The organism is Streptomyces sp. NPDC058086 (genome assembly GCF_042885015.1).
In the GTDB taxonomy this organism is placed as follows: domain Bacteria; phylum Actinomycetota; class Actinomycetes; order Streptomycetales; family Streptomycetaceae; genus Streptomyces.
In genome coordinates this window covers 51,169-77,207 of sequence record NZ_JBHVST010000009.1, presented here as the reverse complement: position 1 = coordinate 77,207, position 26,039 = coordinate 51,169, and the positions used below count along the sequence as shown (strand labels likewise).

26 protein-coding genes are annotated in these 26,039 nt (G+C 71.9%); 9 read left to right on the top strand and 17 right to left on the bottom strand.

All coding sequences use genetic code 11. The features are described from left to right. Positions 1-43 precede the first annotated feature (43 nt). Positions 44-1,105: an enoyl-CoA hydratase/isomerase family protein gene (locus ACFVWD_RS09710; RefSeq protein WP_389594768.1), complete on the top strand. Its 1,062-nt coding sequence runs from the start codon at positions 44-46 to the stop codon at positions 1,103-1,105. A gap of 115 nt (positions 1,106-1,220) precedes the next feature. Here the strand turns inward: ACFVWD_RS09710 and ACFVWD_RS09705 are convergent, their stop codons facing one another. From ACFVWD_RS09705 to ACFVWD_RS09675, 7 genes are all read right to left on the bottom strand, one after another. Continuing rightward, positions 1,221-1,949 (bottom strand): enoyl-CoA hydratase-related protein, encoded by a 729-nt coding sequence (locus tag ACFVWD_RS09705; protein WP_389594767.1) that lies wholly within the window; start codon positions 1,947-1,949, stop codon positions 1,221-1,223. Beyond that, positions 1,946-3,241 carry an amidohydrolase family protein gene (locus tag ACFVWD_RS09700; RefSeq protein WP_389594766.1) on the bottom strand — a complete coding sequence of 432 codons (1,296 nt, stop codon included), beginning with the start codon at positions 3,239-3,241 and terminating at the stop codon, positions 1,946-1,948. The genes ACFVWD_RS09705 and ACFVWD_RS09700 overlap by 4 nt, the downstream gene beginning before the upstream one ends. Before the next feature lie 62 nt (positions 3,242-3,303). After that, on the bottom strand, positions 3,304-3,621 hold the full coding sequence (locus tag ACFVWD_RS09695) for a hypothetical protein (protein WP_389594765.1): 318 nt from the start codon (positions 3,619-3,621) through the stop codon (positions 3,304-3,306). After that, the gene (locus ACFVWD_RS09690) at positions 3,587-3,970 is read right to left on the bottom strand and encodes a hypothetical protein (protein WP_389594764.1); all 384 of its coding nucleotides are present in this window, start codon (positions 3,968-3,970) and stop codon (positions 3,587-3,589) included. The genes ACFVWD_RS09695 and ACFVWD_RS09690 overlap by 35 nt, the downstream gene beginning before the upstream one ends. Further along, entirely contained in the window at positions 3,967-4,674 is a 708-nt protein-coding gene (locus tag ACFVWD_RS09685; protein ID WP_389594763.1) for an ABC transporter ATP-binding protein, read from the bottom strand. Before ACFVWD_RS09685 ends, ACFVWD_RS09690 begins: the two co-directional genes overlap by 4 nt. Beyond that, positions 4,671-5,381, bottom strand: coding sequence for an ABC transporter ATP-binding protein (locus tag ACFVWD_RS09680; protein WP_389594762.1), 711 nt, complete (start codon positions 5,379-5,381; stop codon positions 4,671-4,673). Before ACFVWD_RS09680 ends, ACFVWD_RS09685 begins: the two co-directional genes overlap by 4 nt. After that, positions 5,362-7,479 (bottom strand): ABC transporter permease, encoded by a 2,118-nt coding sequence (locus ACFVWD_RS09675; protein WP_389594761.1) that lies wholly within the window; start codon positions 7,477-7,479, stop codon positions 5,362-5,364. Before ACFVWD_RS09675 ends, ACFVWD_RS09680 begins: the two co-directional genes overlap by 20 nt. Before the next feature lie 299 nt (positions 7,480-7,778). On the opposite strand from ACFVWD_RS09675, the gene ACFVWD_RS09670 reads away from it, so the two are divergent. The 4 genes from ACFVWD_RS09670 to ACFVWD_RS09655 all read left to right on the top strand — a co-directional run bounded on the left by ACFVWD_RS09670 (position 7,779) and on the right by ACFVWD_RS09655 (position 10,646). Beyond that, positions 7,779-8,249 (top strand): pyridoxamine 5'-phosphate oxidase family protein, encoded by a 471-nt coding sequence (locus tag ACFVWD_RS09670; RefSeq protein WP_389594760.1) that lies wholly within the window; start codon positions 7,779-7,781, stop codon positions 8,247-8,249. Positions 8,250-8,322: 73 nt separating this feature from the next. Beyond that, a complete protein-coding gene (locus ACFVWD_RS09665) occupies positions 8,323-8,760 on the top strand; it encodes a nuclear transport factor 2 family protein (protein ID WP_389594759.1) in 438 nt (145 codons plus the stop codon). Next, complete coding sequence (locus ACFVWD_RS09660) at positions 8,757-9,857, top strand: acyl-CoA dehydrogenase family protein (RefSeq protein WP_389594758.1); 1,101 nt, start codon at positions 8,757-8,759, stop codon at positions 9,855-9,857. The genes ACFVWD_RS09665 and ACFVWD_RS09660 overlap by 4 nt, the downstream gene beginning before the upstream one ends. 6 nt (positions 9,858-9,863) lie before the next feature. Further along, positions 9,864-10,646: an acyl-CoA dehydrogenase family protein gene (locus ACFVWD_RS09655; protein WP_389594757.1), complete on the top strand. Its 783-nt coding sequence runs from the start codon at positions 9,864-9,866 to the stop codon at positions 10,644-10,646. A 3-nt stretch (positions 10,647-10,649) separates the two neighbouring features. Here the strand turns inward: ACFVWD_RS09655 and ACFVWD_RS09650 are convergent, their stop codons facing one another. Beyond that, positions 10,650-12,158, bottom strand: coding sequence for a carboxylesterase/lipase family protein (locus ACFVWD_RS09650; protein ID WP_389594756.1), 1,509 nt, complete (start codon positions 12,156-12,158; stop codon positions 10,650-10,652). Positions 12,159-12,184: 26 nt separating this feature from the next. Next, positions 12,185-12,991 (bottom strand): enoyl-CoA hydratase, encoded by an 807-nt coding sequence (locus ACFVWD_RS09645; protein WP_389594755.1) that lies wholly within the window; start codon positions 12,989-12,991, stop codon positions 12,185-12,187. Between the two features lie 98 nt (positions 12,992-13,089). Between ACFVWD_RS09645 and ACFVWD_RS09640 the strand changes: the two genes are divergently transcribed. Together ACFVWD_RS09640 and ACFVWD_RS09635 are read left to right on the top strand one after the other, a co-directional pair. After that, positions 13,090-14,094 carry a TIGR03617 family F420-dependent LLM class oxidoreductase gene (locus ACFVWD_RS09640; protein ID WP_389594754.1) on the top strand — a complete coding sequence of 335 codons (1,005 nt, stop codon included), beginning with the start codon at positions 13,090-13,092 and terminating at the stop codon, positions 14,092-14,094. A gap of 81 nt (positions 14,095-14,175) precedes the next feature. Further along, entirely contained in the window at positions 14,176-14,988 is an 813-nt protein-coding gene (locus ACFVWD_RS09635; RefSeq protein WP_389594753.1) for an acyl-CoA thioesterase, read from the top strand. 118 nt (positions 14,989-15,106) lie between these two features. On the opposite strand, the gene ACFVWD_RS09630 is transcribed toward ACFVWD_RS09635, so the two are convergent. Then, positions 15,107-16,258 carry a thiolase family protein gene (locus ACFVWD_RS09630; protein WP_389594752.1) on the bottom strand — a complete coding sequence of 384 codons (1,152 nt, stop codon included), beginning with the start codon at positions 16,256-16,258 and terminating at the stop codon, positions 15,107-15,109. Then, positions 16,251-17,678, bottom strand: coding sequence for a class I adenylate-forming enzyme family protein (locus tag ACFVWD_RS09625; RefSeq protein ID WP_389594751.1), 1,428 nt, complete (start codon positions 17,676-17,678; stop codon positions 16,251-16,253). Before ACFVWD_RS09625 ends, ACFVWD_RS09630 begins: the two co-directional genes overlap by 8 nt. A 54-nt stretch (positions 17,679-17,732) precedes the next feature. On the opposite strand from ACFVWD_RS09625, the gene ACFVWD_RS09620 reads away from it, so the two are divergent. Next, complete coding sequence (locus ACFVWD_RS09620; protein WP_389594750.1) at positions 17,733-18,494, top strand: SDR family NAD(P)-dependent oxidoreductase; 762 nt, start codon at positions 17,733-17,735, stop codon at positions 18,492-18,494. An 8-nt stretch (positions 18,495-18,502) separates the two neighbouring features. Beyond that, positions 18,503-19,267: an SDR family NAD(P)-dependent oxidoreductase gene (locus tag ACFVWD_RS09615; RefSeq protein WP_389594749.1), complete on the top strand. Its 765-nt coding sequence runs from the start codon at positions 18,503-18,505 to the stop codon at positions 19,265-19,267. A gap of 72 nt (positions 19,268-19,339) precedes the next feature. Here the strand turns inward: ACFVWD_RS09615 and ACFVWD_RS09610 are convergent, their stop codons facing one another. The 6 genes from ACFVWD_RS09610 to ACFVWD_RS09585 all read right to left on the bottom strand — a co-directional run bounded on the left by ACFVWD_RS09610 (position 19,340) and on the right by ACFVWD_RS09585 (position 26,039). Next, positions 19,340-20,392, bottom strand: coding sequence for a CaiB/BaiF CoA transferase family protein (locus ACFVWD_RS09610; RefSeq protein ID WP_389594748.1), 1,053 nt, complete (start codon positions 20,390-20,392; stop codon positions 19,340-19,342). Then, a complete protein-coding gene (locus tag ACFVWD_RS09605) occupies positions 20,389-21,345 on the bottom strand; it encodes an LLM class F420-dependent oxidoreductase (RefSeq protein ID WP_389594747.1) in 957 nt (318 codons plus the stop codon). Before ACFVWD_RS09605 ends, ACFVWD_RS09610 begins: the two co-directional genes overlap by 4 nt. An 86-nt stretch (positions 21,346-21,431) precedes the next feature. Further along, positions 21,432-21,836, bottom strand: coding sequence for a cobalamin B12-binding domain-containing protein (locus ACFVWD_RS09600; protein ID WP_389594746.1), 405 nt, complete (start codon positions 21,834-21,836; stop codon positions 21,432-21,434). Further along, positions 21,836-23,440 carry a methylmalonyl-CoA mutase family protein gene (locus ACFVWD_RS09595; RefSeq protein ID WP_389594745.1) on the bottom strand — a complete coding sequence of 535 codons (1,605 nt, stop codon included), beginning with the start codon at positions 23,438-23,440 and terminating at the stop codon, positions 21,836-21,838. Before ACFVWD_RS09595 ends, ACFVWD_RS09600 begins: the two co-directional genes overlap by 1 nt. Next, positions 23,437-24,864 carry a FadD3 family acyl-CoA ligase gene (locus ACFVWD_RS09590; protein ID WP_389594744.1) on the bottom strand — a complete coding sequence of 476 codons (1,428 nt, stop codon included), beginning with the start codon at positions 24,862-24,864 and terminating at the stop codon, positions 23,437-23,439. Before ACFVWD_RS09590 ends, ACFVWD_RS09595 begins: the two co-directional genes overlap by 4 nt. Continuing rightward, the gene (locus ACFVWD_RS09585; RefSeq protein ID WP_389594743.1) at positions 24,861-26,039 is read right to left on the bottom strand and encodes an amidohydrolase family protein; all 1,179 of its coding nucleotides are present in this window, start codon (positions 26,037-26,039) and stop codon (positions 24,861-24,863) included. The genes ACFVWD_RS09590 and ACFVWD_RS09585 overlap by 4 nt, the downstream gene beginning before the upstream one ends.

Genomic DNA, 26,039 nt, shown 5'->3' with positions numbered 1-26,039 from the left:
CCCATTACACTCCAGTCGCCGCCGGTTGGGGGAGGGGAACGACATGACCTTGGACTCGCCCTTCCACCTGGTCGACCTCGACCGGGAGGCGCCGGTGCGGGCCGACGCGAAGGATCGGGTGCTCGTCGGTGTGGCGGCGGAACCGGTCGACGCGGGCGCGGAGTTCGACATCCTGCTCACCGGTGTCGCCGATCCCCCGCGACCGTGGGTGGGGTGCGCGGACCCGTACGCCGTCGCCCAGCGCCTCGCGGCGATCGTCGCGGCGCAGCCGACGGCCTCCGTCGCGCTGACGCAGGTGCTGCGCATGGGCGGCCAAGTCGATCCGCCCGAGCGGCTGGTGCTCGAGTCCCTCGCCTACTCGATGCTGCAGAGCGGCGCGGGTTTCCGTGCCTGGCTGGCCTCGGCGCGCCCGCGCACTCCGCGTCCGGCCGCCGAGCCCGTACGGCTGTGTCGTGACGGCGACCGGCTTGCCATCACCTTCGACCGGCCGTGGGTACGGAACGCGTTCGACGCCGGGACCCGGGACGCCCTGTGCGAGGCGCTGCACGTCGCCGTGGCGGATCCGTCGATCGCGCACGTCGAGCTGTACGGGAACGGTGCCGCGTTCTGCAGCGGAGGTGACCTGGCCGAGTTCGGGACGTCCCGCGATCCGGCGCAGGCCCACCTGCTGAGGGTGCGGCGCAGTCCGGCCGCGCTGCTCCAGGAGTGCGGTCCCCGGGTGACCGCGCATCTGCACGGCGCCTGTGTCGGCGCCGGGATCGAGCTGGCGGCCTTCGCGGGGCGGGTGCTGGCCGCGCCGGACACGGTGATCCGGCTGCCGGAGGTCGGGATGGGGCTGATTCCGGGCGCGGGCGGCACGGCGAGCCTCCCGGTCCGCATCGGCCGGGAGCGCACCGCGTATCTCGCCCTGTCGGGCGGCACGTTGAGCGCGGCGGAGGCGCTCGGCTGGGGCCTGGTCGACGGGATCGGCGAGGTCACCGTGGCGGGCGCTCCCTCACCGCCCGCCACGGCCACCGACGCCCCGGCCGCCACAGCCACCGGCACCCCGGCCGCCACGGCGTCGGACGCCCCCTCCTCGTCCGGCGCGGCGGCGGGCGGGCGCTGAACCCATCGCGCGGCGCGGCTGCCGGCGCACCGTGCCGACCGGGCCCGACGTCACCCCGTGGTGACGCTCCGGGCGCCGTGGGCACCGTACGGCGGCCGTCGGGGGACGCCGCGCGTCAGCTGCCGGTCCACACCGGCGTTCGGCGCTCCGCGAAGGCGTGGGCGCCCTCCGCCGCGTCCTTGCTGCGGAACACCGACACGACCTCGTCCGGTTCGGCCCAGCGGCGTTCCCGTATCAGCTTCTTGGTCATGGCGACGCCCAGTGGACCGTTGGCAGCGATCCGCCCGGCCAGGGCGAGCGCCTCCTCCCGTACCCGGTCGGCGGGGACGGCGCGGTTCACCAGGCCGGCCCGCTCGGCCTGCGCGGCCGTGACCGGATCGCCGGTCAGGCCCATCTCCAGGGCGACCGCCAGCGGCACCCGGTCGGCGAGCGTCGTACCTCCCCCGGCCGCGAACAGGCCCCGCTTGACCTCGGCGATCCCGAGCCTGGCGTCCTTCGCCGCCACGACCAGGTCGCAGGCCAGCACCATTTCGAAGCCGCCGCCGAGGGCGGAGCCGTTCAGCGCCGCGATCACGGGGGTGCCGATGCCGTCCCGGAAGAACCACACCAGGCCGTCGAACCTGCCGCCGCCCTTCGCGAACGCCTTGAGGTCCATGCCGGCGCAGAACACGGTTCCGGCGCCCGTCAGGACGATCGCCCGGACCCCCGGATCGGCGTCCGCCTCCCGCAGTACGTCCGACAGGTCGTCGATCAGCTCCGGACTCAGGGCGTTGCGGGCCTCGGGCCGGTTCAGGGTCGCGACGAGGACGTTGTCGACCCGTTCGGTCAGGACCAGGTCGCTCATCGGGCGGCACCCGTCGCCGCGCGCGCCCGGGAGCGGTACGCCTCCAGCTTCTCGGCGGGTTCGATCAGACGGTGGCTGCGCGACTGGATGGACACGTCGTGGCCCTCGGCCCGCTTGCGCAGCGCCCCCACCGTGGCCTGCTCGCGCGGGACATGGGTGAAGGGATCGAAGGAGTACCAGCGCATGGCGTTCTCGTGGGTCATCCTGGCGATGTCCGAGTCGGGCACGTCGAAGCGCTCCATCACCCCCATGAGTTCCTCGGGCGCCTCCGGCCACATCGAGTCGCTGTGCGGGTAGTCGCACTCCCAGGCGATGTTGTCGATGCCGATCTCGTGACGGAGTTTCACCCCCATCGGGTCGCTGATGAAGCAGGTGAGGAAGTGCTCCCGGAAGACCTCCGACGGCAGCTTCCCGCCGAAGTCCTGGAGGGTCCAGGCCGCGTGCATCTCGAAGGTGCGGTCCACCCGCTCCAAGAAGTAGGGGATCCAGCCCGTGCCGCCCTCCGACAGGGCGATCTTCAGATCGGGGAAGTCCTTGACCGGCTGGGACCACAGCAGGTCGGCGGCGGCCGAGACGATGTTCATCGGCTGCAGGGTGATCATGACGTCGGGCGGCGAGTCGACCGCCGGGATCGCCAGCCTGCCCGAGGAGCCGATGTGCACCGACAGGACGGTGTTGGTGTCGGACAGCGCCCGCCAGAGGGGGTTCCAGTACGGGTCGTGGAAGCTCGGGTACCCGAGCACCGCGGGGTTCTCGGTGAAGGTCAGCGAGTGGCAGCCCTTGGCGGCCACCCGGCGGACCTCCGCCGCGCACAGTTCGGCGTCCCAGATGACCGGGATCGCCATCGGGATGAACCGCCCGGGATGCGCCCCGCACCATTCGTCGATGTGCCAGTCGTTGTAGGCCCGTACCAGCGCGAGTGAGAAGTCGGCGTCCTCCGTGGCGAACAGCCTGGCCGCGAAGCCCGGGAAGGACGGGAAGTTCATCTGGGCGAGGATGCCGCCCGCGTTCATGTCGGCGACACGCTCGTTCACGTCGTAGCAACCGGGGCGGATCTCGTCCAGGGCCTGCGGTTCGAGGCCGTACTCCTCCTTGGGCCGGCCGGCCACCGCGTTCAGCGCGGCGGTGCGGATCACGGTCTCCCGGAACGTCCAGGTGTCGGTGCCGTCGTCCTGGTGGACCAGCTGGGGCGCGTCGTCCTTGTACCGCTCGGGGAGGTGGTTCACGAACATGTCGGGGGGTTCGATGATGTGGTCGTCGACGCTGATGAGGATGAGATCGTCTCGATCCATGACGGGTTCCCTTCCGGAAGGGGGGAGGCAGGCGGCTCGGGTGGGGGCTTGAGTGCGTACGGCTAGTCGGAGGCGGGCAGCGGCTTGGCCGCCTTGATGGTCATCGGGACGCCGTCGCAGCTCAGTTCGCCGGCGCCGGAGGAGGTGCAGAGCACTTCGAGGGCCCCGCCTGCGTCCACGTACCGCTTTCCGATGAGGGTGACGGCCTCGGCCGCGCCGCCGGGTGCCGGCTTCGCGCCGGTCGCGGGGACCATCGGACTGCCCCCGCAGGAGAGCTGGACCGAGCCGCCCGCGGGGGCGCGGACGACGACCACCCGCGTACTGCAGACGGCGCTGGCGAGCTGGTCACCGGGGCGCGGCGTCGTTACCGGTGGGGTCATGGTGGATGTCCCTTTCGAGCAGGCGGTCGGCGAGCAGGTTGATGTCGTAGGACTGGCGGGCCATCCAGAAGCGCAGGAAGCCGGTCAGCGAGTACCGAAGGAAGAGCGCGGAGCCCACCACGGTCGCGGAGATGCCCCCCAGTCCGAGTGCGAGTCCGTCGCCCTGGACGAGCGGGTCGACGGTGTTGTGGGAGACCAGGTAGCCCGACACGCCGAGCACGAGGCCGCCCACCATCAGCAGGACGCCGAGGCGCAGCCAGAGGGTGGCACGGGCGGCGGCCGGGTCGGGGATCTTCAGTACCGCCAGTTCTCGGACGAAGCGCTCCGCGCGCGGCTCGGTGGTGGTCATGCGGAACTCCCCAGGTAGAGGGCGGACAGTTCGGCGCGCAGCCCGCCGTCGGGGTGGCCCTGCCGTTGGACCCGGCCACGTACGAGGACGGCCGCGTGGTCGGCGATGTCGAGGACGGCGGCCGCGAACTGCTCGACCACCAGGACGGCCACGCCCTGCCGGGCGATCTCGGCGACCTGTTCGTAGAGCCGGCCGACGATCAACGGGGCGAGCCCCATGGAGAGTTCGTCGAGCAGCAGGACGGCGGGGCCGGTGGCGAGGCCGCGGGCGAGGGCGAGCATCTGCTGCTCGCCGCCGGAGAGGGTGCCGGCCGCCTGCGAGGCGCGGCGGTGGAGGATCGGGAAGCGCTGGAAGGCGAGCTCCTCGATCTCCGCACGGCTGCGGCCGGTGAAGGTCATCATCAGGAGGTTGTCGCGGACGGACAGGTTGGGGAACACTCCGCGGCCCTCGGGGATCAGACAGACCCCGGCGCGGGCCAGGTCGCGGGGGTCGGCTCCGGTCATGTCCCGGCCGCCCAGCCGGAGATGGCCGGATTCGACGGGGTGGACTCCGGCGGCGACGCGCAGGGTGGTGGTCTTGCCCGCCCCGTTCGGGCCCAGCAGGGCCACCACCTGCCCGGCGGCGACCTGGAGGTCGACGCCGTGCAGGACCGTGATCCGGTCGTAGGCGGCACGGACGCCGCTCAGTTCGAGAATGGCGCTCACGCGTCCCCCAGGTAGGCCGCCAGGACGGTCTCGTCGTTCCGGATCAGCTCGGGCGGGCCGGAGGCGATGACCTTGCCGAGATCGAGTACGTACACCTGGTCGCACACGCCCATGACGAGGCTCATGTCGTGTTCGACGAGGACCACGGCCGTGCCGTCGTCGGTCAGCGAGCGCAGCAGCGCGGCGAACCGTTCGGTCTCCTCGCTGTCCTGTCCGGCGGCGGGTTCGTCGAGCAGGAGCACCTTGGGCCGGATGACCATCGCGCGGCCGACCTCGACCAGGCGGCCAACTCCGGTGGGCAGTGCGTCGGGCGGGCTGTCGGCGAGATGTGTCAGGCCGAGCCTGGTGAGGGTCTCGGTGACGGCGTGGTGCGCCCGGCGCCTGTCGGGGCCGAGTTCGGCCGCGACCAGGAGGTTGTCGCGGACGGTGAGTCGGCCGAAGAGCTCCAGCCGCTGGAAGGTGCGGGCGAGTCCGCGCCGGGCGCGGCCCGCGGGACTGGTCCGGGTGATGTCCTGTCCGTCGAGGAAGACCTGTCCGGCGGAGGGCCTGCGCAGTCCGGAGGCGACGTCGAACAGGGTGCTCTTGCCGGCTCCGTTGGGGCCGATGAGTCCGGTCACGCGGCCCGGTTCGGCGGTCAGGGCGACGCCGTCCAGAGCCCGGTTGCCGCCGAAGGCGACGGTCACTCCGCTAATCCGCAGCGAGGCCACGGGCGAGCACCTCCCTGTCCTCGGGGCGCCAGGCGCGCCGCAGTCCCCACCATTCGACGGGGACCTCCGGTTCGGTCGGGGCGGCGGTCTGCCGGGCCGTCGCCCAGATCCGCAGCGCCACCCCCGCGGCCACCGAACAGCCCAGGAACGTCCAGCCGTTGATCAGGTCGCCGAGCCGCAGGACCCACAGCAGGGCGAGTACGCAGAGCAGGCCGGGCCGGGCGATCCGGTCCCGGCCGAGCGGCTCCCACTCGCGGCGGAAGCGGACGACGATGCCGTCGGGGTTGTGGCCGAGTCCGATGCCGGCGAGGCCGGGCAGCAGGGCGACGAGGTTCTGCGCCCAGGGCGCCACGGCGACCAGCGCGTTCGTCGGGCCGATGTAGGCGGTCCCGGCGAACAGTCCGTTGCCGACCGTGCCGAGGCCCCCGACCACCGCGACCAGGAAGATGGGCAGTCCCGCCACCAGGTTGAACTGGTCGGCGGTGATGGACCGCTGCTGCATTCCGTAGAGCGCGCCGCCGAGTCCGGCGATCCCCGAGGAGAGCGCGAACACCAGGACCTTGGCCCGCAGCAGGCTGCCGCCGAGGGTCGCGTAGGCGGCCTCGCTGTCACGCAGTGCGATCAGCCGCCGCCCGAAGCGGCCCCGGCGCACCGCCGCCACGACCAGCGAGGCGAGCGCGAGGCAGACGGCCGCGAACACCAGTTGCTTCGCCGCGGTGTCCAGTTCGAGGCCGAAGAGCCGGGGTCCGGCCACGTCCACCGAGCCCTGGTCGAACAGGGCGATCCGCATCCCGAAGAGGTGGAAGGCCGGCAGGGTGAAGATCCACCGGTCCAGGACGACCGCGAAGGCGGCGGTCCCGAGCGCCAGATACACCCCGGACAGCCGCAGCGCGGGCAGCGCGACGACGGCGCCGGCCACCGCGGAGACCAGGATCGCGGCGCCGAGGGCCCAGAACTCCCCGTGCGCGCCCAGGTGGGCCCAGACGACGGCCCCGATCCCGGCCATGCTCAGCTGGCAGAGCGAGATCTGCCCGGCGTACCCGGCCAGGGGTACGTACGACAGGGCCACCACGCCGAGCGAGAAGATGGCGCCGTAGGTGATGAGGTCGGCGTCGCCGAGGACCGAGGCCAGTACCGCGCCGAACGCGACGACGCAGACGGCGAACACGGCCGTGCCGCGGGCCGTCGGAACCGGCACCGGGCGCAGCTTGCGGTCCCGGCCGCGCAGCCGCCGGTGCGGGAACGCCAGCAGGGCCACGAACAGCAGCAGTGCGGGGGCGGCCAGCCTGAGGCCGGGCAGGTAGGCGCTCTGCGGGAGATAGCCCGTCAGATAGCTCTCCATGCAGCCGACCACGATCGCGCCGACGAAGGTCAGGGGCACGCTGCGGAGCCGGCCGAAGATGGCCGCGGTGTAGGCGCTCACGATCAGCAGCGAGAGCTGGGCGGCGTCGAGGGTGACGGTAGGGGCGATGAGGATGCCGCCGATCGCGGCGAGTTGGGTGCCGAGGATCCAGGCGGTCTTGTTGGCCCGTACGGGATGGGCTCCCGTCAGCCCGACCAGGGCGCGGTCGTCGACGGTCGCCCGCATCTCGGCGCCGGGGCGGGTGCGGTAGAGCAGGATCCGCAGGCCGACCGCGACCAGCACCGCGACGGCCATGGTGAGGGCCTGGTGCCAGGTGACCACGGCCGAGCCGATGTGGAAGGGTTTACGGTCGGCGAAGAACGTGGGCAGCGTGCGCGGCACGTTGGGATCCCAGATCCAGCGGGCGACGGCGATGAGTCCGCTGAGCAGCGCCACCGTCATGACCAGCCGTTCGGCCTCGCCCAGCGCCTGGACGGGCCGCAGGACGACCCTCTCGACGAACAGGCCGAAGGCCGGGGCGAGGACGAGCAGGACCACGGCCAGCGCCACCGGTACCGGCCAGCCCCAGCCGCCGGTGAGCTGCCAGTAGGTGAAGGCCGACAGCATGCCCGCCGCGCCGTGCGCGAAGTTGAAGACGCCGGTCGTCGTGTAGGTGAGCACCAGACCGCTGCCGATGACCGCGTAGATCGCGGCGGTGCTCAGGCCGACGATCCCGAAGGTGAGGAACTGCTCCATGACGGGCCGTCACTCGCACTCTCGCCGGGGCCGGCGAGAGCGAACGGTCTCGGCGGCCGGTCGGCCGGGAGGCGGCGGTGCCATCTGCCGCAAGGCGTACTCGGCGACCGCCCCCAGGGCGGCGAAGGGTGTGGGCTGGTTCAAGGGGTCTCCTCCTCGGTGCTGTCCCCGAGCGGCCGGCGGGAACAGGTGATCGCCCCGGCCACCTTGAGCGCGAGGTGGTTCTCCTCCTCTCTATTGGTGGAAACTAGCTTCTCACTAAGAGAGAATCAACCATTCAAACAAAGGCAGGAGAGACGATGAGCGGACAGCGCAGGGGAACCGCGATCGCCATGACCGACCCCGAGCGGGACACCTTCCTGCGAACCCAGCCGCTGTGCCGGGTCGCGACCGTAGGACGGAACGGAGATCCCCATGTCAGCGCCCTGTGGTTCGTGTGGGACGGGTCCGCACTGTGGCTCAACTCGCTCGTACGCAGTCAGCGCTGGACCGATCTGGACCGGGATCCGCGGCTCAGCGTGATCGTCGACGACGGGGGCACGGACTTCATGGCCCTGCGCGGCGTCGAACTGCGGGGCAGCATCGAGGTCGTCGGCGAGGCGCCCCGCAAGGGAGACCCCCTGGACGAACTCGTGCACCCCGAACGGCTCTTCGCGGACAAGTACACGGGCGGCGGCGCGTTCCGGTACGACGGGAAGCACGGCTGGCTCCGGCTCACCGCGGAGAAGGTCGTGAGCTGGGACTTCGCGAAGCTCCGCCGCGACCGTTGACGCCATGACCCACACATGGAAACCTGCCACTCGTGAATGAGAATGCCATTCTCACCGAAGGGCGGAAAGGTCCTTGTCCACTGACGACCTGATGGAGATTCAGCAGCTGCTGGGCCGCTACGCGGTCCACATGACCCGGGGCGACATCGACGGGGTGCTCGCGGTCTTCACCCCCGACGGCACCTACAGCGCCTTCGGGGACACCTATGGCCTCGACGAGTTCCCGGCCCTGGTCGCCGCCGCGCCCAAGGGGCTGTTCCTGGTGGGTACGGCGGTGGTCGAACTGCCCCCAGAAGGAGACCGGGAAGGGGGCGGGGACACCGCGGCCGGCACCCAGCCGCTCTGCTTCATCGACCACGCCACCCACGCCATGCGGATCGGCTACTACAACGACACCTATCTGCGGACCGCCGACGGCTGGCGGCTGCGGACACGGGCGATGACGTTCATCCGCCGCAGCGGGGCGCACGACTCGGGCCGCCCGCACGCCTTCGAACGCCCGGGCGCATGAACGTCACGGAGTTCCGGTCGGATCTGCGCCGCTGGCTCGACCGGAACGACCTCTCCCCCGGGCCCGATCACTCCCTCGACGGCCAGGTCGCGCAGCTGGCCAGGGTCCGGCGCGCCCTCTACGAGGCGGACTGGATGCGGTACGGCTGGCCCGCCGAGGTGGGGGGTCTCGGCGGGCCGGCCGTACTGCGGGCCGTGCTCGGCGAGGAGGTCGCCACGCGGGGCCTGGCCGAGCCCGGCATCTACTCGATGATCGAGGTGCTCGCCCCGACGATGATCTCGTACGCCCGTCCTGAGCTGGCGGCAAAGATGGTCCCGCTGCTGCTCGGCGGCCGGGAGCAGTGGTGCCAGGGCTTCTCCGAACCCGGCTCGGGCAGCGACCTCGCCTCCCTCACCACCCGGGCCGTTCCCCGTGGCGGGGACTGGGTGGTGACGGGCCAGAAGGTGTGGACGAGCCTCGCGCAGTACGCGGCCCGCTGTGTCCTGCTCACCCGCACCGCGCCGGGCCACGACGGGATCACCGCGTTCTTCGTCGACATGGACACCCCCGGCATCACCGTGCGGCCGCTGCGCACGATGCACGGCGTGGACGAGTTCGCCGAGGTGTTCTTCGACGACGTGGTCGTCCCCGCCGACCGGATGCTCGGCCGCCCCGGCGACGGCTGGCGACTCGCGATGGACCTGCTCCCGCACGAGCGCTCCACCTGCTTCTGGCACCGCGTCGCCCACCTCTACACCCGGCTCGACCGGCTGGTCACAGAGATGGCCGGACCGGAGGACGCCGGGGAGGACCTGGCCCTGGGCGCCGCCTATCTGGCGCTGCACACCGTGCGCTGCCGCTCCCACGGCACCCAGCGGCGACTCGCGGCGGGCGCCCGGCTCGGCCCGGAGACCTCCGTCGACAAGGTGCTGCTGGCCACCGCCGAGCAGCAACTCTTCGACACCGCCCGGGACCTGCTCCCCGGCGTGCTTCAGCTGACGGACACGCCGTGGCGGGAGGAGTACCTGTACTCGCGGGCGGCGACCATCTACGGCGGCACCGCCGAGATCCAGCGCAACATCATCGCCCGTCGGCTGCTGGACCTGGGAAAGGACTGACACACCATGGATGCCGCCGAGCGGGACCTGTTCGCGCAGACGCTCCGCAAGACGATGACGGCGGCGTCGGGCCGCGCGCTCGACACGGCCCTGGCCGACCTCGGCTGGTCCGACCTGCTCACGCAGGCGCCGGACGTGGCGGTCCCGCTCGCCTTCGGGCTGCTCGGCGAGACCGGCGCGCACGCACCGCTGCTGAACGACGTCCTGCTGCACGCGGCGGGCCATGCCGTCGGGGGCACGCTGCCCCTGCCGTACACGGGCGGCGCGTGGGTCGTATGGGAGCGCACGGACGAGACGGGCGGCGCGCTGGACGGCGAGCTGCCGTTGCGCACCGTCGCGGCCGGGGATCCCGTCCCGCTCGCCGCGGGACGCCGGGCGCTCGGCTGGTGGCTCCTGGGCACCGGCCGGGCGATGCTCGCGCTCGCCCGCTCGCACGTGCTCGACCGGACCCAGTTCGGCCGTCCCCTGGCCTCCTTCCAGGCCGTACGGCACCGGCTCGCCGAGACTCTCGTCGCGCTCGACGGCGCCGAGGCGACCCTCGTGGCCGCCGAGGACGGCCTCGGCTGCCTGCTCGCCAAGGCGGCGGCCGGACAGGCGGCGCTGACGGCCGCCCGGCACTGTCAGCAGGTCCTCGGCGGGATCGGCTTCACCGCCGAGCACGATCTGCACCGGCACGTCCGGCGCACCCTCGTGCTGGACGGACTGCTGGGCAGCGCACGGGAGTTGACGCGGGAGGCCGGTCGCCTCGTACGGGAGGGCCGCTCGGCTCCGCGACTTGTTCAGCTGTGACACTCACCCGCGACCCGCGATGTCGTCCAGGGTCCACCACGTGCCCGACTGCCACACGCGGCCGTCCCAGACGGCGCGTTGGGCGCCACGGGGGTCGTCGACGGTGTGGGCCCCGGCCGCGTCGAAGACCATGGTGGTGCGCCGGGCGACGCCATAGGCGGGCCAGCTCGGCAGGGCCTCGGCGGTGGGGACGCCGGTCGTGACGAACGCCGCCCAGGCCTCGTGCAGCCGCTGGTTCACGCCCTGCCCGCCGAGCCAGACGGCGTCGCCGTCCGTGCCGTGCATCGCGGGCAGGGCACCGGACGGGGCGACGGCGGGCGGCAGGCCGGTCAGCGGCACGTCGTAGCGGGAGCGCCACACGGGGGCGTGCGCGGACTGGGCGTCGGCGAGGCGGGCCGAGGGGATGCCGTACCGTTCGTCGGTCATGAGGTCGACCCGCAACTGGACCGGATCATGGGCGAGTTCGGGACGCGCCGCGATGTACGCGGCGAGGATCCGGTCGCGTGCGGCGGTACCGAAGTACTCCTCCAGCACGCGGTCGGCCTGCTCGGCCGCGTCGGGATCCAGCAGCTGGTAGAGGGCGCATTCGTTGACGCACGTCTGCACCAGCAGTGGGATCCCCGCGGCGGCGCCCGCCTCGATGGCGTCCAACGGCCTGACGGTGAGGGCGAGACCGTCGAGGGACGGGCGCCACAGCCAGCCGGCCCGCGTGCCCTCGCCCAGCGCGGTCTGCGCGGCGAGGAACTCCTCGGCGCTCACCTTCCGGAGGTGCCGCGTTCCGGCTCCCAGTGCGCGCAGGAACCGCCGGGTGATCGCGGCGTCCTGGTCCTGGTCGGCGATGTGGTCCGCCCCGCCGCTCGACGAGGCGGCCCGGTGGATCATGCCCCGGGTGAGGGGTGAGGCGAGCAGGTTGGCGACGGACTTGGCGCCGGCGGACAGTCCGTAGAGCGTGATCCGGTCCGGGTCGCCGCCGAAACCGGCGATGTTCTCGCGGACCCAGCGCAGCGCGGCGATCTGGTCGTGCAGGCCGAAGGCGCCCGTGTGCTCCTCGCCGTCCACGGCGAGGAACCCGAGCGCGCCCAGCCGGTAGTTGAACGTCACGACGACCACGTCATGGCGGCGTGCGAAGGTACGGCCGTCCCCGGCGATGTCGCTCCCGGTGCCGACCTGGTATCCGCCGCCGTGGATCCACAGCAGGACGGGGAGGTCCGCAGCGTCGGCCGGGGCCGTCACATTGACGTACAGGCAGTCCTCGGACGGTTCCGGCAGCGCGGGAGCGTCGGTGGGACCTGCCGCACCGGCGGGGACCGGCATCGGCGGTTGCGGGGCGGGTGCCCCGTAAGCCGTCGCGTCGCGCACCCCGCTCCACGGCTCGGCCCGACGCGGCAGTCGCAGGCGCGAGGGGCCCACGGGCGGAGCCGCGTAGGGGATGCCGCGCCAGGCGAGGACGCCCTCGTCGATCTCGGCGCCACGCACCTTGCCGCCGGTCGTGTCCACGACGTACGCCGTCATACCGTCCGTGCCCTCCTGCCGTGACGTCAGGACCGGGCCTGCGTCCGTCCCCGCGCAGTGACGTCGGCGCGCCGGGCGGCGACCTCGCTCGTGCCCGGCTGCCAGGTCTCGGCCATGTACCCCTCGATGAGGTGCGCCTCGTCGAGGGTGGCCGCGCCCGCGATCTGGCGATAGTGCCACAGCAACCGGTGGACACCGCGCTGGTCGTTGTTCACGATGTCGGCGGCCAGCCTACGGGTGAAGGGGAGCAACTCCTCGTGCGGCACGACATGGTTGACCAGTCCGAGGCCGAGCGCCTCCTCGGCGGTCAGGAAGTTGCCGGTGAGCGACATCTCGACGGCCCGCCGGTGCCCGACGGCCTGGGCGAGGAGTACGGTCGCGCCGCCGCCCGGCATGATGCCGAGCCGGGCGTGGGTGTCGGCGAACCGGGCGCGCCGCGACGCCACCAGGAACGTGCACTGCAGGGCCACTTCGAGCCCGCCGGTCACCGCGACGCCGTTGACCGCCCCGATGACGGGCTTGCCGATCACCGGCAGGAAGCGGAAGAGGCCATTGGCGTCGCGCTCCGGCCCTTGGCCGGGCGCCCGCGGGACGGCGCTCGGCGGCGATTCCCCCGACACCTCCTTGAGGTCGACCCCGGCGCAGAACGCGGGATCCGCGCCGGTCAGGATCACGGCATCGACGTCGAGGGCCTTCCCCGCGGCCGTGACCGCGTCCCACAGCGCGAAGGTGACCTCCCGGCTCAGCGCGTTGCGCGCCTCGGGCCGGTTGAGCGTCACCGTCGCGATCCGCTCCTCGACGTCTACAAGGACGACAGGCTCCCGCCCGGCCAAAGCGCCACCTCCACCCATCCGGAAGAACCTCACGGCCGACTCAACCCCACAGCCGCAAGAACCTCGTTCTCAGATTGTGCATACCTTACTATCGTCACATGAAAATCGACGGTACGGTCCGCGGGTTGTCGGACGCCGTGGAACGGGCCCGCACCCTCGAGGACCACGGCTACGACGCCGCGTGGGCCGGAGAGGTCGATCAGGACCCCTTCCTCCCCCTGGCCGTCGCCGCCGGGGCGACCGGGCGCATCGCCCTGGGCACGTCCATCGCGGTGGCGCTCGCCCGCTCCCCGATGACCCTCGCCCACACCGCCGACGACCTCCAACGGCACAGCCGCGGCCGGTTCATGCTCGGTCTCGGCTCGCAGGTGAAGGCCCATGTAGTACGCCGGTTCTCCATGCCGTGGGGCAGACCGGCCGCGCAGATGCGCGAGTACGTCCTCGCCCTGCGGGCGATCTGGTCGGCGTGGCACGACGGCACCCCCCTGGACTTCCAGGGCGAGTACTACCGCCACACCCTGATGCCCCCGGACTTCGTGCCGCCCCCGCACGACTTCGGGCCGCCCCGGGTGCTGCTCGCCGGCGTCGGCGGCCTCATGACCCGGGTCGCGGGTGAGGTCGCGGACGGTTTCCTCTGCCACGGCTACACCACCGCCCGCTGGATCCGCGAACGGACGCTGCCCGCCCTGCGCGAGGGGCGCGCACGCGCGGGCGTGTCCCTCGACGACTTCGAGGTGCTGGGCACCCCGTTCATCGTCACGGGCACCGACAAGGAGATCGAGACGACCCTGCCGGTGCTCCGCGGCCGTATCGCCTTCTACGCCTCCACACCGGCGTACCGGGGTGTCTTCGCGCTGCACGGCTGGGACGGCGCGAGCGAGGAGCTGACCGCGCTGTCGAAGGCCGGGCGCTGGCCGGACATGGCCGGGCTGATCACGGACGAGATGGTCGACGCGTTCGCGATCGTCGCCCCTGCGGACGAGTTGCCCGCCCGGGTCGCCGACCGCTTCGGCGGGCTGCTGACCCGGCTCTCGTTCACCCCACCGCCGAGCCTGGACCGTGAAGCCGCCATGGACCTCGTCGCGCGCCTGCGCGCCTGCTGACCCACGCACTGAACGCCACACCACAGCCATCACCACCCACCGCAACCCGTCGCATCCCACCGAACCGCACCGGGAGTGCTTGTGACCGACCTCTGGAACGACCTGCTCGCCTGCCTGGAGCTGCGCCGCGATCCGTCGGCACCCGAGCCCGTCACGGGCTTCGAAGGGTCCAACCAACACCTCGGCTATCACCGGCTGTTCGGCGGGCAGCTGCTCGCCCAGTTCGTCCGGGCCGCCGCACTCACCTGCCCGGACAAGGCCGTCAAGTCCCTGCACGCCCAGTTCCCGCGCGAGGGCCTGACCGACGAACCCGTGCGCTACGAAGTGACGCGCCATCGCGAGGGCGCCACCTTCGCGACGCTGACGATCGTCGCCCGGCAGACGCCGGGCGTCATCGCCACCGCCTCGGCGTCCCTGCACGCCGAGGAGGACGGACTCGACCAGCAGAGCGACTTCAAGGTCCCCTCCGTGCCCGGCGCGGAGCACGACGTGGACCTCGGCCTCATCCCCTGGACGACCCGGTCGGTCACCGACCTGGAGTCCCCGAAGGCGGAGCCGCCCGAGTACGACCTGTGGATGCGCACGCCGGAGGTCGCCCCCGAACTCGCCCCGGCGCTCATCGCCTACGCCACCGACCTGACGCTCATCGGCACCGCCGTGCGCCGCCTCGACGGGATCTCGCAGCGGGACTCGCGTACGGCGTTCACCTCCGCCGTCACCTCGCACAGTCTCTGGTTCCACCGGCCGCTGCGTACCGGGGACTGGCTGCTGCTGCACCAGCACAGCCCGATCCTGGCCCACGGCCGCTGTTTCGGCCGGGGGGACGTCCTGACCGAGGGCGGCTCTCTCGTCGCCTCGTACGCCCAGGAGGCGCTGCTCCGCTTCCGGAACTGATCCACCGGCGGCTTCCGGAGCCGGCCCACCGGCGCGCCGGGGTCCGTCCGCGGCGCTGATCAGTGGGGCGCCCCGGCCCGGCGCGGGCACGCGCCGTACGCCGGGGCGCGCCGTCAGGTCAGGGTGCCGGGACCTCGATGACGGTCGCCGACCCCATTCCGCCGCCCGCGCACAGGGCGGCCACGCCGATGCCACCACCGCGCCTGCGCAGTTCGTGGACGAGCGTGACCAGCATGCGGGCCCCGGTGGCGGCGACCGGGTGGCCGAGGGAGCAGCCGCTGCCGCTGAAGTTCACCGTGTCCGGGTCGAGTTCGAGCAGCCGGACGGCGGCGACGGGCACCGAGGCGAACGCCTCGTTGATCTCGAACAGGTCGACGTCGGCGATCGACAGGCCGGCGCGGGCCAGGGCCTTGGGGATCGCCTTCACCGGGGCCAGGCCCATCTCGGCGGGGTCGACGCCGACGGACGCCCAGGACCGTACGGTGCCCAGGACCGTCAGCCCCTCACGGACCGCCGTCGTGTCACTGGCGACGACCAGGGCGACGGCAGCGTCGTTGGCGCCCCCGGCGTTGCCCGCCGTGATGCTGAACCCGTCGATCTCCGGGTGCAGCGGCTTCAGCCTGGCCAGCTTCTCGGCGCTGGTGTCCCGGCGCGGGTGCTCGTCCACGGAGAACAGACCGTGAGGGGTCTCGATCGGGACGATCTCCTCCTTGAAACGGCCCTCGTCGATGGCCGCCACGGCGTTGCGGTGCGAGCGCAGCGCCCAGGCGTCCAGTTCGGCGCGGGTGAGGCCCGCCGCGACGGCGGTGTTCCAGCCCACCGTGATCGACATGTCCTTGTTGGGGGCGTCGGGGCGGTCGGGGTGGGTGGGCGACATCCAGGGTTCCCACTCCCCGTTGACCCGGAAGAGCGCCTTCGGGGAGGTGGAGGCCGAGTTGACGCCGCCGGCGATGACGAGTTCGTCCATGCCCGCCATCACGCTCGCGGCGGCGCTCTGGACGGCGGCCATGCCCGCGGCGCAGTGCCGGTTGTTGGCGAGCCCCGCGACCGAGGTGAGCCCCGCGGTGACCGCGGCGTGCCGGGCCAGGACGCCACCGCCGTAGAGGCCCTCGCCGAGGATCACGTCGTCGATGAGGGCCGGGTCGAGACCCTCGGCCGCCGCGCTGACGATGTGGTGGGCCAGGTCGAACGCGGTCGTGTCGCGCAGGGCGCCCTTGACGGCGGTGCCGATGGGGGTGCGCAGGGCGGACGCGATGACTGCTTCAGGCATGGGTGGTCTCCAACTCGGCCAGGAGGGTGCGGCGCAGCAGTTTTCCGGTCTCGGTCTTGGGGAGTTCGGCTCGGAACACGATGGCGTCCGGCGTCTTGGACGAGCGGAGCCGGTCCTTGACCCACTGCCGGATCTCCGCCGGGTCGCCCGCGCCGACCACGATGGCGACGATCCGCTGCCCCCACTCGGGGTCGGGCAGCCCGACGACGGCCGCCTCGACGATGCCGGGGTGGGCGAGGAGTACGTCCTCGATCTCGGCCGGGGCGATGTTCTCGCCGCCGCGGATGATGGTGTCGTCGGCCCGCCCCTCGATGAAGAGGTAGCCCTCGGCGTCGAGCCGTCCCCGGTCCCGGGTGGCGAACCAGCCCTCCGCGTCCAGGGCGCTGCGGCCGCCGTACTCGCCGGAGATCTGCTCCCCCCGCACGAAGACAAGGCCGGTCTCCCCCGCCGGGGCCGGCTTGTCGTCGTCCGTGCGGATCCCGATCTCGATCCCGGGCAGCGCCCGGCCCACCGAGCCGAGGCGGTCGCGTACCGCGGGGTCGTCCGACACGGACGCCTGCCAGTGGTCGTCGGGGCCGAGGACGGCGATGGAGGAGGCGGTCTCGGTCAGGCCGTAGGCGTTGACGAAGCCGGTCTGCGGGAAGACGCGCAACGCCCGTTCCACGATCGGCTGCGGGGTGCGGGCGCCGCCGTAGGCGAGGCTGCGCAACAGGGGGGTCCCGGCGTCGTCGCCGGGCACTTCGGCGACGATCCGGGCGAGCATGGTGGGGACCACGAGGGCGTGGGTGATCCGCTCCCCGCGTACGGTCTCCAGCCACTGCCGTGGTTCGAACGTCTGCAGGTACACGATCCGGCGGCCGGAGTAGAGGTTCGTCAGCAGGTTCATCAGTCCCGCGACGTGGTACGGCGGTACCGCCACCAGCGACGCGTCGCCCTCCTCGGCCGACGCGAACTCCTGGGTGTTCAGCACGTAGGCGAGCAGATGGCGGTGCCGGAGCACGGCCGCCTTGGGCTCCGCGGTCGTGCCGCTGGTGTAGAGCAGCACGGCGACGGAGTCCTGGTCCTGCGGCGGGTCCAGGAACTCCACGTCCGGCTGTTCGTCGAGGAGGGCGTCGAGGTCTGCCGGGCGCAGGACCACGGCGCCGGGATGACGGTCCAGCAGGGCGTTCAACTGCTGCTCACCGAGACGGTAGTTGACCGGGACGAAGGGAACGCCCGCCAGAGCGGCTCCGAACAGGGCTACGGGATAGGCGAGTTGGTTGGCGCCGAGATGGATGACGGCCTGACGGCCCCGGAAGCGGTGGGCGGCGGCTTGGGCGCGGCGCAGCAGTTCGGCGGCGGTCAACGAACGGCCGCCCGCCGTTATCACCGCCCGATCGCCGGCCGAAGCCGCCATCTCAAGGATCATGGTGATATTCATGAGAATGCTATTCTCGTATACACAGAGCCCTGCTTGCAAGAGAGGATAACCTTGATGCAGATCAGTGGGAGTTCCGCGGTCGTGGTCGGTGGGGCGGGGGGCCTGGGCGAGGCCACCGTCCGTCGCCTCCACGCGGCGGGAGCGAAGGTGGTCGTGGCCGACCTCGCCGACGAGAAGGGCAAGGCGCTCGAGGCGGAGTTGGGGGTGCGTTACGTACGCACGGACGCCACCGACGAGAACGACGTCAAGGCGGCGATGGCCGAGGCCGAGGCGGCGGGACCGCTCAGGATCTCGGTGGACGCGCACGGCGGCCCGGCCAGTGGCGGCCGACTGGTCGGCAAGGACGGCGAACCCCTGGACCTCGCGGGCTTCCGGAAGACCATCGACTTCTACCTCACGGCCGTCTTCAACGTGATGCGCCTGGCGGCCGCGGCCATCGCACGACAGGAGGCGGTCGACGGTGACCGGGGTGTCATCGTCAACACCGCGTCGATCGCCGCGTACGAGGGGCAGATCGGGCAGATCCCGTACGCCGCCGCCAAGGGCGGGGTGGTCGGCATGACCCTCGTCGCCGCGCGCGACCTCGCGCCGCTCGGCATCCGGGTCGTCACGATCGCCCCGGGCACCTTCCTCACCCCGGCCTACGGCGCGGCCGGCGACCAACTGGAGGCCTACTGGGGGCCCAAGGTCCCGCACCCCAAACGCATGGGCCGCTCCCCCGAGTACGCGGCTCTCGTGGAGCACATCTGCGCGAACGACTATCTCAACGGCGAGGTCATCCGCCTCGACGGCGCCCTCCGGTTCCCGCCGAAGTGACCGGCCGAGTGAACGGCCGAGTGAACGTGAGCGGCGAGCTGAAGGGGAAGGTGGCGTTCGTCGCCGGGGCGAGCCGGGGCATCGGCCGGAACATAGCGCGGGGGCTCGCGGAGGCCGGAGCCGCGGTCGCGGTCGCCGCGCGCTCCGAGGAGGAGGGCCGGATACCCGGCACGATCCACGCCGTGGCCGATCGGATCACGTCGGCGGGTGGCCGCGCCCTCGCGGTCGCGTGCGACGTGACCTCCGAGGCGTCGGTCGAGGCCGCCGTGGCCGCGACCGTCGCGGAGTTCGGCGGGATCGACATCCTGATCGCCAACGCCGGGGTCATGTGGCTCGGCCCGGTCGAGTCCACCCCGCTCAAGCGCTGGCAGCTGTGCCTGGACGTCAATCTCACCGGGGTCTTCCTCGTCACCAAGGCCGTCATCCCGCACATCAGGACACGCGGCGGGGGCTCGCTGGTGGCGGTGACGACCAACGGGGTCGGCATGACCGACAAGGGCGCCAACGCGTACTGGGTCTCCAAGGCGGGCGTCGAGCGCCTCTATCTCGGGCTCGCCGCCACCCTCAAGTCCGACAACATCGCGGTCAACTGCCTGGCCCCGTCGCGTGTCGTCGTCACCGAGGGCTGGCAGGCCGGGGGCGGCGGACGCGAGATCCCGCCGGAGATGATCGAACCCCCGGAGGCGATGGCCCACGCCGCGGTACGCCTGGCCGGCCAGGACGCGAGCGGTATCACCGGCACGGTGCAGAAGTCGGAGTCGATGCCGGAGTGAACGGAAGGGGTCCCGGGGGTCGAACTCCCGGGACCCCTTCACACGACATGACCGCTGTGAACGGCCCAGGCGCTACGAGCCGTGCTCGCCCAGGCGGGGCGGGGGCCCGTACACGGGCTCGTACCCGGCCACCCGCACGGGCCCGCGTACCAGCCGGAAGTCCCCGGCCGTCACGATCGCCTCGGGTGTCGCCGCCAGCGCCTGTGGCAACGTCCGTACGGCCGCCGCGGGTACACCCAGCGGACGCAGGCGCGCCTCCCAGGCGGTCGCGGTGTCGCCGGCCAGGGCCTTCGTCACCACGTCGAGCACCTCCTCGCGACGCGCCGCGCGTTCGGCCATCGTCGGGAAGCCCTCGATGCCCGCCTCCGTGGCGAAGGACTTCCAGAAGCTGTCGTGGGTGATGAACAGGGCCAAGTGGCCGTCCGACGTGGGGAAGAGCTGTGCCGGGACGTAGTAGGAGTGCGCGCCCAGCGGCAGACGGCGCGGCTCGACTCCCTCGTTGAGGTAGGCGGACGCCCGGTAGTTGAGCTGGGAGAGCATCACGTCCCGCAACGACACCTCGACCTGCCCTCCGCGGCCCGAGACGATCTGCGCGAGCAGACCGAGTGCCGCGGTGAGGCCGGAGGAGTTGTCGGCCGAGGAGTAGCCGGGCAGAGTCGGCGGGCCGGCGGGGTCGCCGGTGAGCGCGGCGACGCCGGTGGCCGCCTGGACGACGTAGTCGAAGGCCGGGTCGTCGCCCGCGTCCAGGCCGAAGCCCGTGAGCGCGACGCAGACGATCCGTTCGTTCCACTTCCTCAGTGCCTCGTAGGTGAGCCCGAGCCGGTGGATCGCCGACGGCTTGAGGTTGACCAGCAACGCGTCGGCGTCCGAGACGAGTTCACCGAGTCGTTCCTGACCGCCCGGTGTGGTCAGGTCGAAGCGGACACTGCGCTTGCCCCGGTTGAGGCTGGCGAAGTACGCGTCGCTCACCTGTCGGGAGATGTCCCCGCCCGGCGGCTCGATCTTGACGACCTCGGCCCCGAGGTCGGCGAGCATCATCGTGGCGTACGGGCCCGCGAGCATGTGGCCGACCTCCAGGACGCGGATGCCGGCCAGCGGCCCGGGGGTCGCGGGGCCGGCGGTCATCGGAAGTCCGCCGCGATCCCGGCGAGCGCCTCACGGGTCCGGCGCTTGGAGGCGATCAGTTCCTCGCGTCCCTCGCCGATCGGCAGCAGCCGTACCGACAGGTCGGTGACCCCGGCGTCGGCGAAGCGCCGGAAGCGGGCCGCGATGGCCGTCTCGTCACCGGCCGCGCACAGGTCGCCGATGTCCCGCGCGTCGCCGTAGTCAAGGAGCCGCTGGTAGTTGGGCGAGATCTCGGCCTCCCCGAGGATCCGGTTGGCCCGCTCGCGCGCCGCGTCGACCTCGGCGGGCCGGCACAGACACACCGGGATGCCCGCGACGATCCGCGGCGCCGGACGCCCCGCGCCGTCCGCCGCCTTGGTGATGCGGGGTACGACGTGGTCGGCGACCGCGCGTTCGTCGGCCATCCACAGGACGGTCCCGTCCGCCCGTTCGCCCGCGAGTGCCAGCATGACCGGGCCGAGCGCGGCGAGCAGCACCGGAAGCGGGGCCACGGGGCCGAGGTCGAGCGGGTTGTGCACGGTGAACGTGCCGTTCTCGACGTCGACCGGGCCCGGGCCGTGCAGCGCCGTGTCCAGGACCTCCAGATAGTCACGGGTGAAGGCGGCGGGCCGCTCGTAGGGCAGTCCGAGCATGTCCTGGACGATCCAGTGGTGGGAGGGCCCGAGACCCAGGGCGAGCCGCCCGTTCGCGGCGCCCTGCGCGGACAGCGCCTGGCGCGCGAGGGCGATCGGGTGCTGTGTCTGGAGGGGGACGACCGCGGTCCCGATCTCGATGCGCTCGGTCCGCGCGCCCATCAGGGTCACGGCCGTCAACGCGTCGAAGTCCGTGGGGATCTGGGGCACCCAGGCGGTGTCGAGGCCCGCCCGCTCCGCCCATGTCACGTCGTCGATCATCCGCGCGACCTTGCGCGCGGAGTCTCCACGCTCCGGCCCGATCATCACACCGACCCGCACAGTGCCTCCCGGCTTTCGATGTTTCGTGGATCCGACGTTTCGAGTGGTCGACCTCCCGCGTCCTTCGGCAGGGACAGGTCGGGGCGTCACGGCGAGGCGGGGACGACCGCCGTCAGGGCGCGCATCTCCGCGACGATGGCGTCGAGGGGTGTTCCGGTCGGGAAGACGGCCGCCGCACCCGCCGCCTTCATGCGGGGCACGTCGGCCAGGGGGATGGTGCCGCCCACGACGACGGCGATGTCCTCGGCCCCGGCGGCCCGCAGCCCCGCCACGACCCGCGTCGTCAGCGCCAGGTGCGCGCCGGAGAGGATGCTGAGGCCGACGACGGCGACGTCCTCCTGGAGCGCGGTCGCGACGATGGTGTCGACGCGCTGGCGGATGCCGGTGAAGACCACCTCGAAGCCTGCGTCGCGCAGCGTCCGCGCGACGATCTTGGCCCCGCGGTCGTGCCCGTCCAGACCGGGTTTGGCGATGAGCACACGGGTCGGCATCAGAACACCACCGGTTGCCGGAACTCGCCCCAGACCGCCTTGAGGGCGGCGACCATCTCGCCGACCGTGCAGTAGGCCTTGGCGCAGTCGATGAGCAGGGGCATGAGGTTGTCGGTGCCCTCGGCGCCGCGGGCGAGGGCGGCGAGGCGGTCCCGTACGGCCGCGGCGTCGCGGGTGGCCTTCACGTCGGCGAGCCGCTTCAGCTGCCGGTCGCGGCCTTCCCCGTCGAGTTCGTACGTCTCCAGCCGGGGCGGCGGCTCGGGCGTGGCGAAGCGGTTGACGCCGACGACCGGCCGGGTGCCCGCCTCGACGTCCTGGTGGAGGCGGTAGGCCTCGTCGGCGATGAGGCCCTGGAGGTAGCCGTCCTCGATCGCCCGGACCATTCCCCCGTGGTGTTCCAGGTCCGCCATGATTTCGACGATGCGTTCCTCGGTGGCGTCCGTGAGGGCTTCCACGAAGTACGAGCCGCCGAGCGGGTCCGCGACCCGGGCGACGCCGGTCTCGTGGGCGAGGATCTGCTGGGTGCGCAGGGCGAGCGTCGCCGACTCCTCGCTGGGCAGCGCGAACGGCTCGTCCCAGGCCGCCGTGAACATCGACTGCACACCGCCCAGCACCGAGGCCATCGCCTCGTACGCCACCCGGACCGTGTTGTTCTGCGCCTGCGGCGCGTACAGGGAGGCCCCGCCGGCCACACAGCCGAAGCGGAACATCGACGCCTTGTCGGTGCTCGCGCCGTACCGTTCGCGGACGATCGTCGCCCAACGCCTGCGGCCCGCACGGTACTTGGCGATCTCCTCGAAGAAGTCGCCGTGGGTGTAGAAGAAGAAGGAGATCTGCGGGGCGAACCGGTCGATCGTCATCCGGCCGCGTGCCAGCACCGTGTCGCAGTAGGTGACCCCGTCGGCGAGCGTGAACGCCATCTCCTGCACGGCGTTGGCGCCGGCGTCGCGGAAGTGCGCGCCGGCCACCGAGATCGCGTTGAACCGCGGCACCTCGGCCGCGCAGAACTCGATGGTGTCGGCGATCAGCCGCAGCGACGGCTCGGGCGGCCAGATCCAGGTGCCCCGGGAGGCGTACTCCTTGAGGATGTCGTTCTGGATCGTCCCGGTGAGCTTCGCCCGTGGCACTCCGCCGCGCTCGGCGGCGGCCACGTAGAACGCCAGCAGGATCGCCGCCGTGCCGTTGATGGTGAAGCTGGTGCTGATCCGGTCGAGGGGGATGTCCTCGAAGAGCACCTCGGCGTCGGCGAGCGTGTCGAGGGCGACGCCGACCCGGCCGACCTCCTCGCTCACCTCCGGGTCGTCGGAGTCGTAACCGCACTGGGTGGGCAGGTCGAGCGCCACGGACAGTCCGGTGCCGCCCTGTTCGAGGAGGTAGCGGTAGCGCCGGTTGGACTCCTCGGCGGTGCCGAAGCCGGAGTACTGGCGCAGCGTCCACAGCCGCCCCCGGTAGCCGGAGGAGTAGTTGCCGCGGGTGAAGGGGAAGCGCCCCGGCGCGGGCGGCTCCACAGGCCGATCCGCGGGCCCGTAGACCGCCTTCAGGGGAATCCCGGAGGCCGTGCGGGAGAAGTCGTCCTTCTCCGGCGGCTTCGCTTCAGACGTCATCGCAATTGGTCCTTCATCACCTTGCCGGTGGCGTTCAGCGGCAGCTCTTGGAGAAACTCCACATACCTGGGCACCTTGAACCCGGCCATCCGCTCCCGGCTCCAGGCGATCAGCTCGTCCGCCGCGAGGGCCCCGCGAGGGATCACGAAGGCCTTGCCCACCTGGCCGAGCCGCTCGTCCGGTACGCCGATCACGGCGGCCTGGGCGACGGCCGGATGTTCCATCAGGAAGCCCTCGATCTCGGCCGGGTAGGCGTTGAAGCCGCCCACGATGAACAGGTCCTTCTTGCGGCCGACGATCCGCAGCCTGCCCCGGTCGTCGAGCGTCCCGAGGTCCCCGGTGTGCAGCCAGCCGTCCGGGTCGATCGCCTCGGCGGTCGCGGCCGGGTCGTCGAGGTAGCCGCGCATGACGCTGTACCCGCGCACCAAGACCTCTCCGTCGTCCGCGATCCGGATGTCGACGCCGTCGCAGGGGGTGCCGACGGTCGTCGCGATGTCCTCGAAGGAGTCACCGGGCCGTGAGGCCGTGGCCGTACCCGCCTCGGTCAGGCCGTAGCCCGTCATGACGGAGCGGAAGGGCAGGTCGGTGACGATCCTGCGGACGAGGTCGACCGGGATGTCGGCGGCTCCGGTGACGGCCACCCGCAGCGAGGACAGGTCGTGGCCGGCCTGTGCGGCCAGCAGTGAGTGGTAGAGGGTGGGCGGGCCCGGCAGGACCGTCACCTTCTCGCGCTCGACCAGTTCGAGGACCCGGTCCACGTCGAAGACCGGCACCGGGAGGATGGTCGCGCCCCGGATCAGGGACGTGATGCAGCCCGCCTTGTAGCCGAAGATGTGGAAGAACGGGTTGACGATCAGATAGCGGTCGCCCTCCCTCAGGTCCGCCAGGTCGCACCACTCCGCGTACAGCCGGAGCGTCTGTGCGTGTGTCATCAGCACGCCCTTGGGCCGCCCGGTGGTCCCCGAGGTGAACACGATGTCGCACACGTCGTCGCCGCTGACCTCGGCCTCGTACGGCGAACCGCTCGCGAGGAAGTCCGACTTGATGTCGATCACGGGCACGCCGGACGGCACCTCGAAATCCAGACCGAGGAAGCCCTTCTCGACGAGGACGACCTTGGCCCCGCTGCGGCGGATGATGTCGCCCGCCTCGTCCGCCTTGAACCGGGTGTTGACCGGGACCAGGACACCGCCGGCGGTCAGCAGCCCGAAGGCCGCGATGATCCACTCGGCGGAGTTGGGCGCCCAGATCGCCGCCCGGTCGCCCCTGCCGACGCCGGCCGCCGCGAACGCTCCCGCGGCGGTGCGCACGCGGTCGGCCAACTCCTTGAAGGTGAGCCGGAGTTGACCGTCCACGACCGCTTCGGCGTCGCCGAAGCGGTCGGCCGCGCTCAGCACCATCCGGGGAATGGTCTCCCCTTTCATACGCCGATCAACCGGGCCAGGTTGCCGCCCATGATCTTGGCCTGGTCGGCCTCCTTCATGCCCTGGATCGCGTCGATGTAGGTGACCGGGTCGGCCAGGCCCTCGGGGTGGGGGTAGTCGGAGCCGAACAGCACTCGCTCGACACCGATGATCCCGGCCAGCTCGGCCATGTCCTCCTCCCAGAACGGGCTGATGTGGATCCGGTTCTTGACCTCTTCGACCGGGTCGCCCAGGAAGCCCTGCGGCTGCTTCTTGTAGACGTCGGCCAACTGGTCGAGGAGCGGCATCAGCCAGGAGGATCCGTTCTCGATGACCGAGACCTTGAGCTCGGGGAAGCGGAACAGCGCGCCGTGGCAGACCCAGGAGGCCACGGAGTCGGTGACCGGCCGCCATTCGCCCAGCATCCGGAAGGTCTGCGCCTGGAACGGCGTCATCTCCTGGCTCCTGCCCTCCCAGTCGCTGGAGTAGCGCGAGTAGCCGCTGTCGGAGGAGTGCATCGACACCAGCACCCCCGCCTCCTCGACCCGCTTCCAGAAGGGGTCGAACTCCGGCAGCGCGAAGGACCGCGAGCCGCCGAACCCGGGGACCGGGGCGGGCCGGACCAGGATCGACCGCGCTCCGCGCTCCAGACACCACTCCAGCTCGGCGATCGCCTTGTCCAGGATCGGCAGGCTGATCACGGGCGTGGTGAAGATCCGGTCCTTGTAATTGAACTTCCAGGTGTCGTACAGCCACTCGTTGAGCGAGTGGACGACCGCGTGGATGAGCTCCGGGTCGTCCCGCATCCGCTCCTCGATCAGGCTGGCCAGAGTCGGGAAGTTCAGCGCCTGCTGGATCCCCATCTCGTCCATGAGCTCAAGCCGCGGCCCGGGCTCACGGAAGGCGGGAATCGACTTCATCGGCTCGCCGAACAGCTCGCGGTGCGACTTGCCCTCCGGATTGCCCTCCCGGAAGTACTGCTCCCACGCCCCCGGCCGGGCGACCACCGAGAACGTGGGGTTGGGGATGTAGTCGCTGATCCGACCACGGATCGCGATCTTCGTACGACCCTTCACCTGCACGTACTGGATGGCGCCCTCGTACTGCTTCGGCAGGTACCGGGTGAGCGCATCCTCCGTCTCGTACAGGTGGTTGTCGGCGTCGAACAACGGATACGGCAACACGCGCGACGGCAT

Bases quoted from the DNA above. Each gene is read 5' to 3' on its own strand.
- ACFVWD_RS09595 (WP_389594745.1), bottom strand. From the start codon at position 23,440: ATGACGTCTGAAGCGAAGCCGCCGGAGAAGGACGACTTCTCCCGCACG.
- ACFVWD_RS09590 (WP_389594744.1), bottom strand. From the start codon at position 24,864: ATGAAAGGGGAGACCATTCCCCGGATGGTGCTGAGCGCGGCCGACCGC.
- ACFVWD_RS09600 (WP_389594746.1), bottom strand. From the start codon at position 21,836: ATGCCGACCCGTGTGCTCATCGCCAAACCCGGTCTGGACGGGCACGAC.
- ACFVWD_RS09625 (WP_389594751.1), bottom strand. From the start codon at position 17,678: ATGAATATCACCATGATCCTTGAGATGGCGGCTTCGGCCGGCGATCGG.
- ACFVWD_RS09675 (WP_389594761.1), bottom strand. From the start codon at position 7,479: ATGGAGCAGTTCCTCACCTTCGGGATCGTCGGCCTGAGCACCGCCGCG.
- ACFVWD_RS09620 (WP_389594750.1), top strand. From the start codon at position 17,733: ATGCAGATCAGTGGGAGTTCCGCGGTCGTGGTCGGTGGGGCGGGGGGC.
- ACFVWD_RS09705 (WP_389594767.1), bottom strand. From the start codon at position 1,949: ATGAGCGACCTGGTCCTGACCGAACGGGTCGACAACGTCCTCGTCGCG.
- ACFVWD_RS09630 (WP_389594752.1), bottom strand. From the start codon at position 16,258: ATGCCTGAAGCAGTCATCGCGTCCGCCCTGCGCACCCCCATCGGCACC.
- ACFVWD_RS09585 (WP_389594743.1), bottom strand. From the start codon at position 26,039: ATGCCGTCGCGCGTGTTGCCGTATCCGTTGTTCGACGCCGACAACCAC.
- ACFVWD_RS09700 (WP_389594766.1), bottom strand. From the start codon at position 3,241: ATGGATCGAGACGATCTCATCCTCATCAGCGTCGACGACCACATCATC.
- ACFVWD_RS09655 (WP_389594757.1), top strand. From the start codon at position 9,864: ATGGATGCCGCCGAGCGGGACCTGTTCGCGCAGACGCTCCGCAAGACG.
- ACFVWD_RS09650 (WP_389594756.1), bottom strand. From the start codon at position 12,158: ATGACGGCGTACGTCGTGGACACGACCGGCGGCAAGGTGCGTGGCGCC.
- ACFVWD_RS09670 (WP_389594760.1), top strand. From the start codon at position 7,779: ATGAGCGGACAGCGCAGGGGAACCGCGATCGCCATGACCGACCCCGAG.
- ACFVWD_RS09610 (WP_389594748.1), bottom strand. From the start codon at position 20,392: ATGACCGCCGGCCCCGCGACCCCCGGGCCGCTGGCCGGCATCCGCGTC.
- ACFVWD_RS09660 (WP_389594758.1), top strand. From the start codon at position 8,757: ATGAACGTCACGGAGTTCCGGTCGGATCTGCGCCGCTGGCTCGACCGG.
- ACFVWD_RS09710 (WP_389594768.1), top strand. From the start codon at position 44: ATGACCTTGGACTCGCCCTTCCACCTGGTCGACCTCGACCGGGAGGCG.
- ACFVWD_RS09640 (WP_389594754.1), top strand. From the start codon at position 13,090: ATGAAAATCGACGGTACGGTCCGCGGGTTGTCGGACGCCGTGGAACGG.
- ACFVWD_RS09690 (WP_389594764.1), bottom strand. From the start codon at position 3,970: ATGACCACCACCGAGCCGCGCGCGGAGCGCTTCGTCCGAGAACTGGCG.
- ACFVWD_RS09695 (WP_389594765.1), bottom strand. From the start codon at position 3,621: ATGACCCCACCGGTAACGACGCCGCGCCCCGGTGACCAGCTCGCCAGC.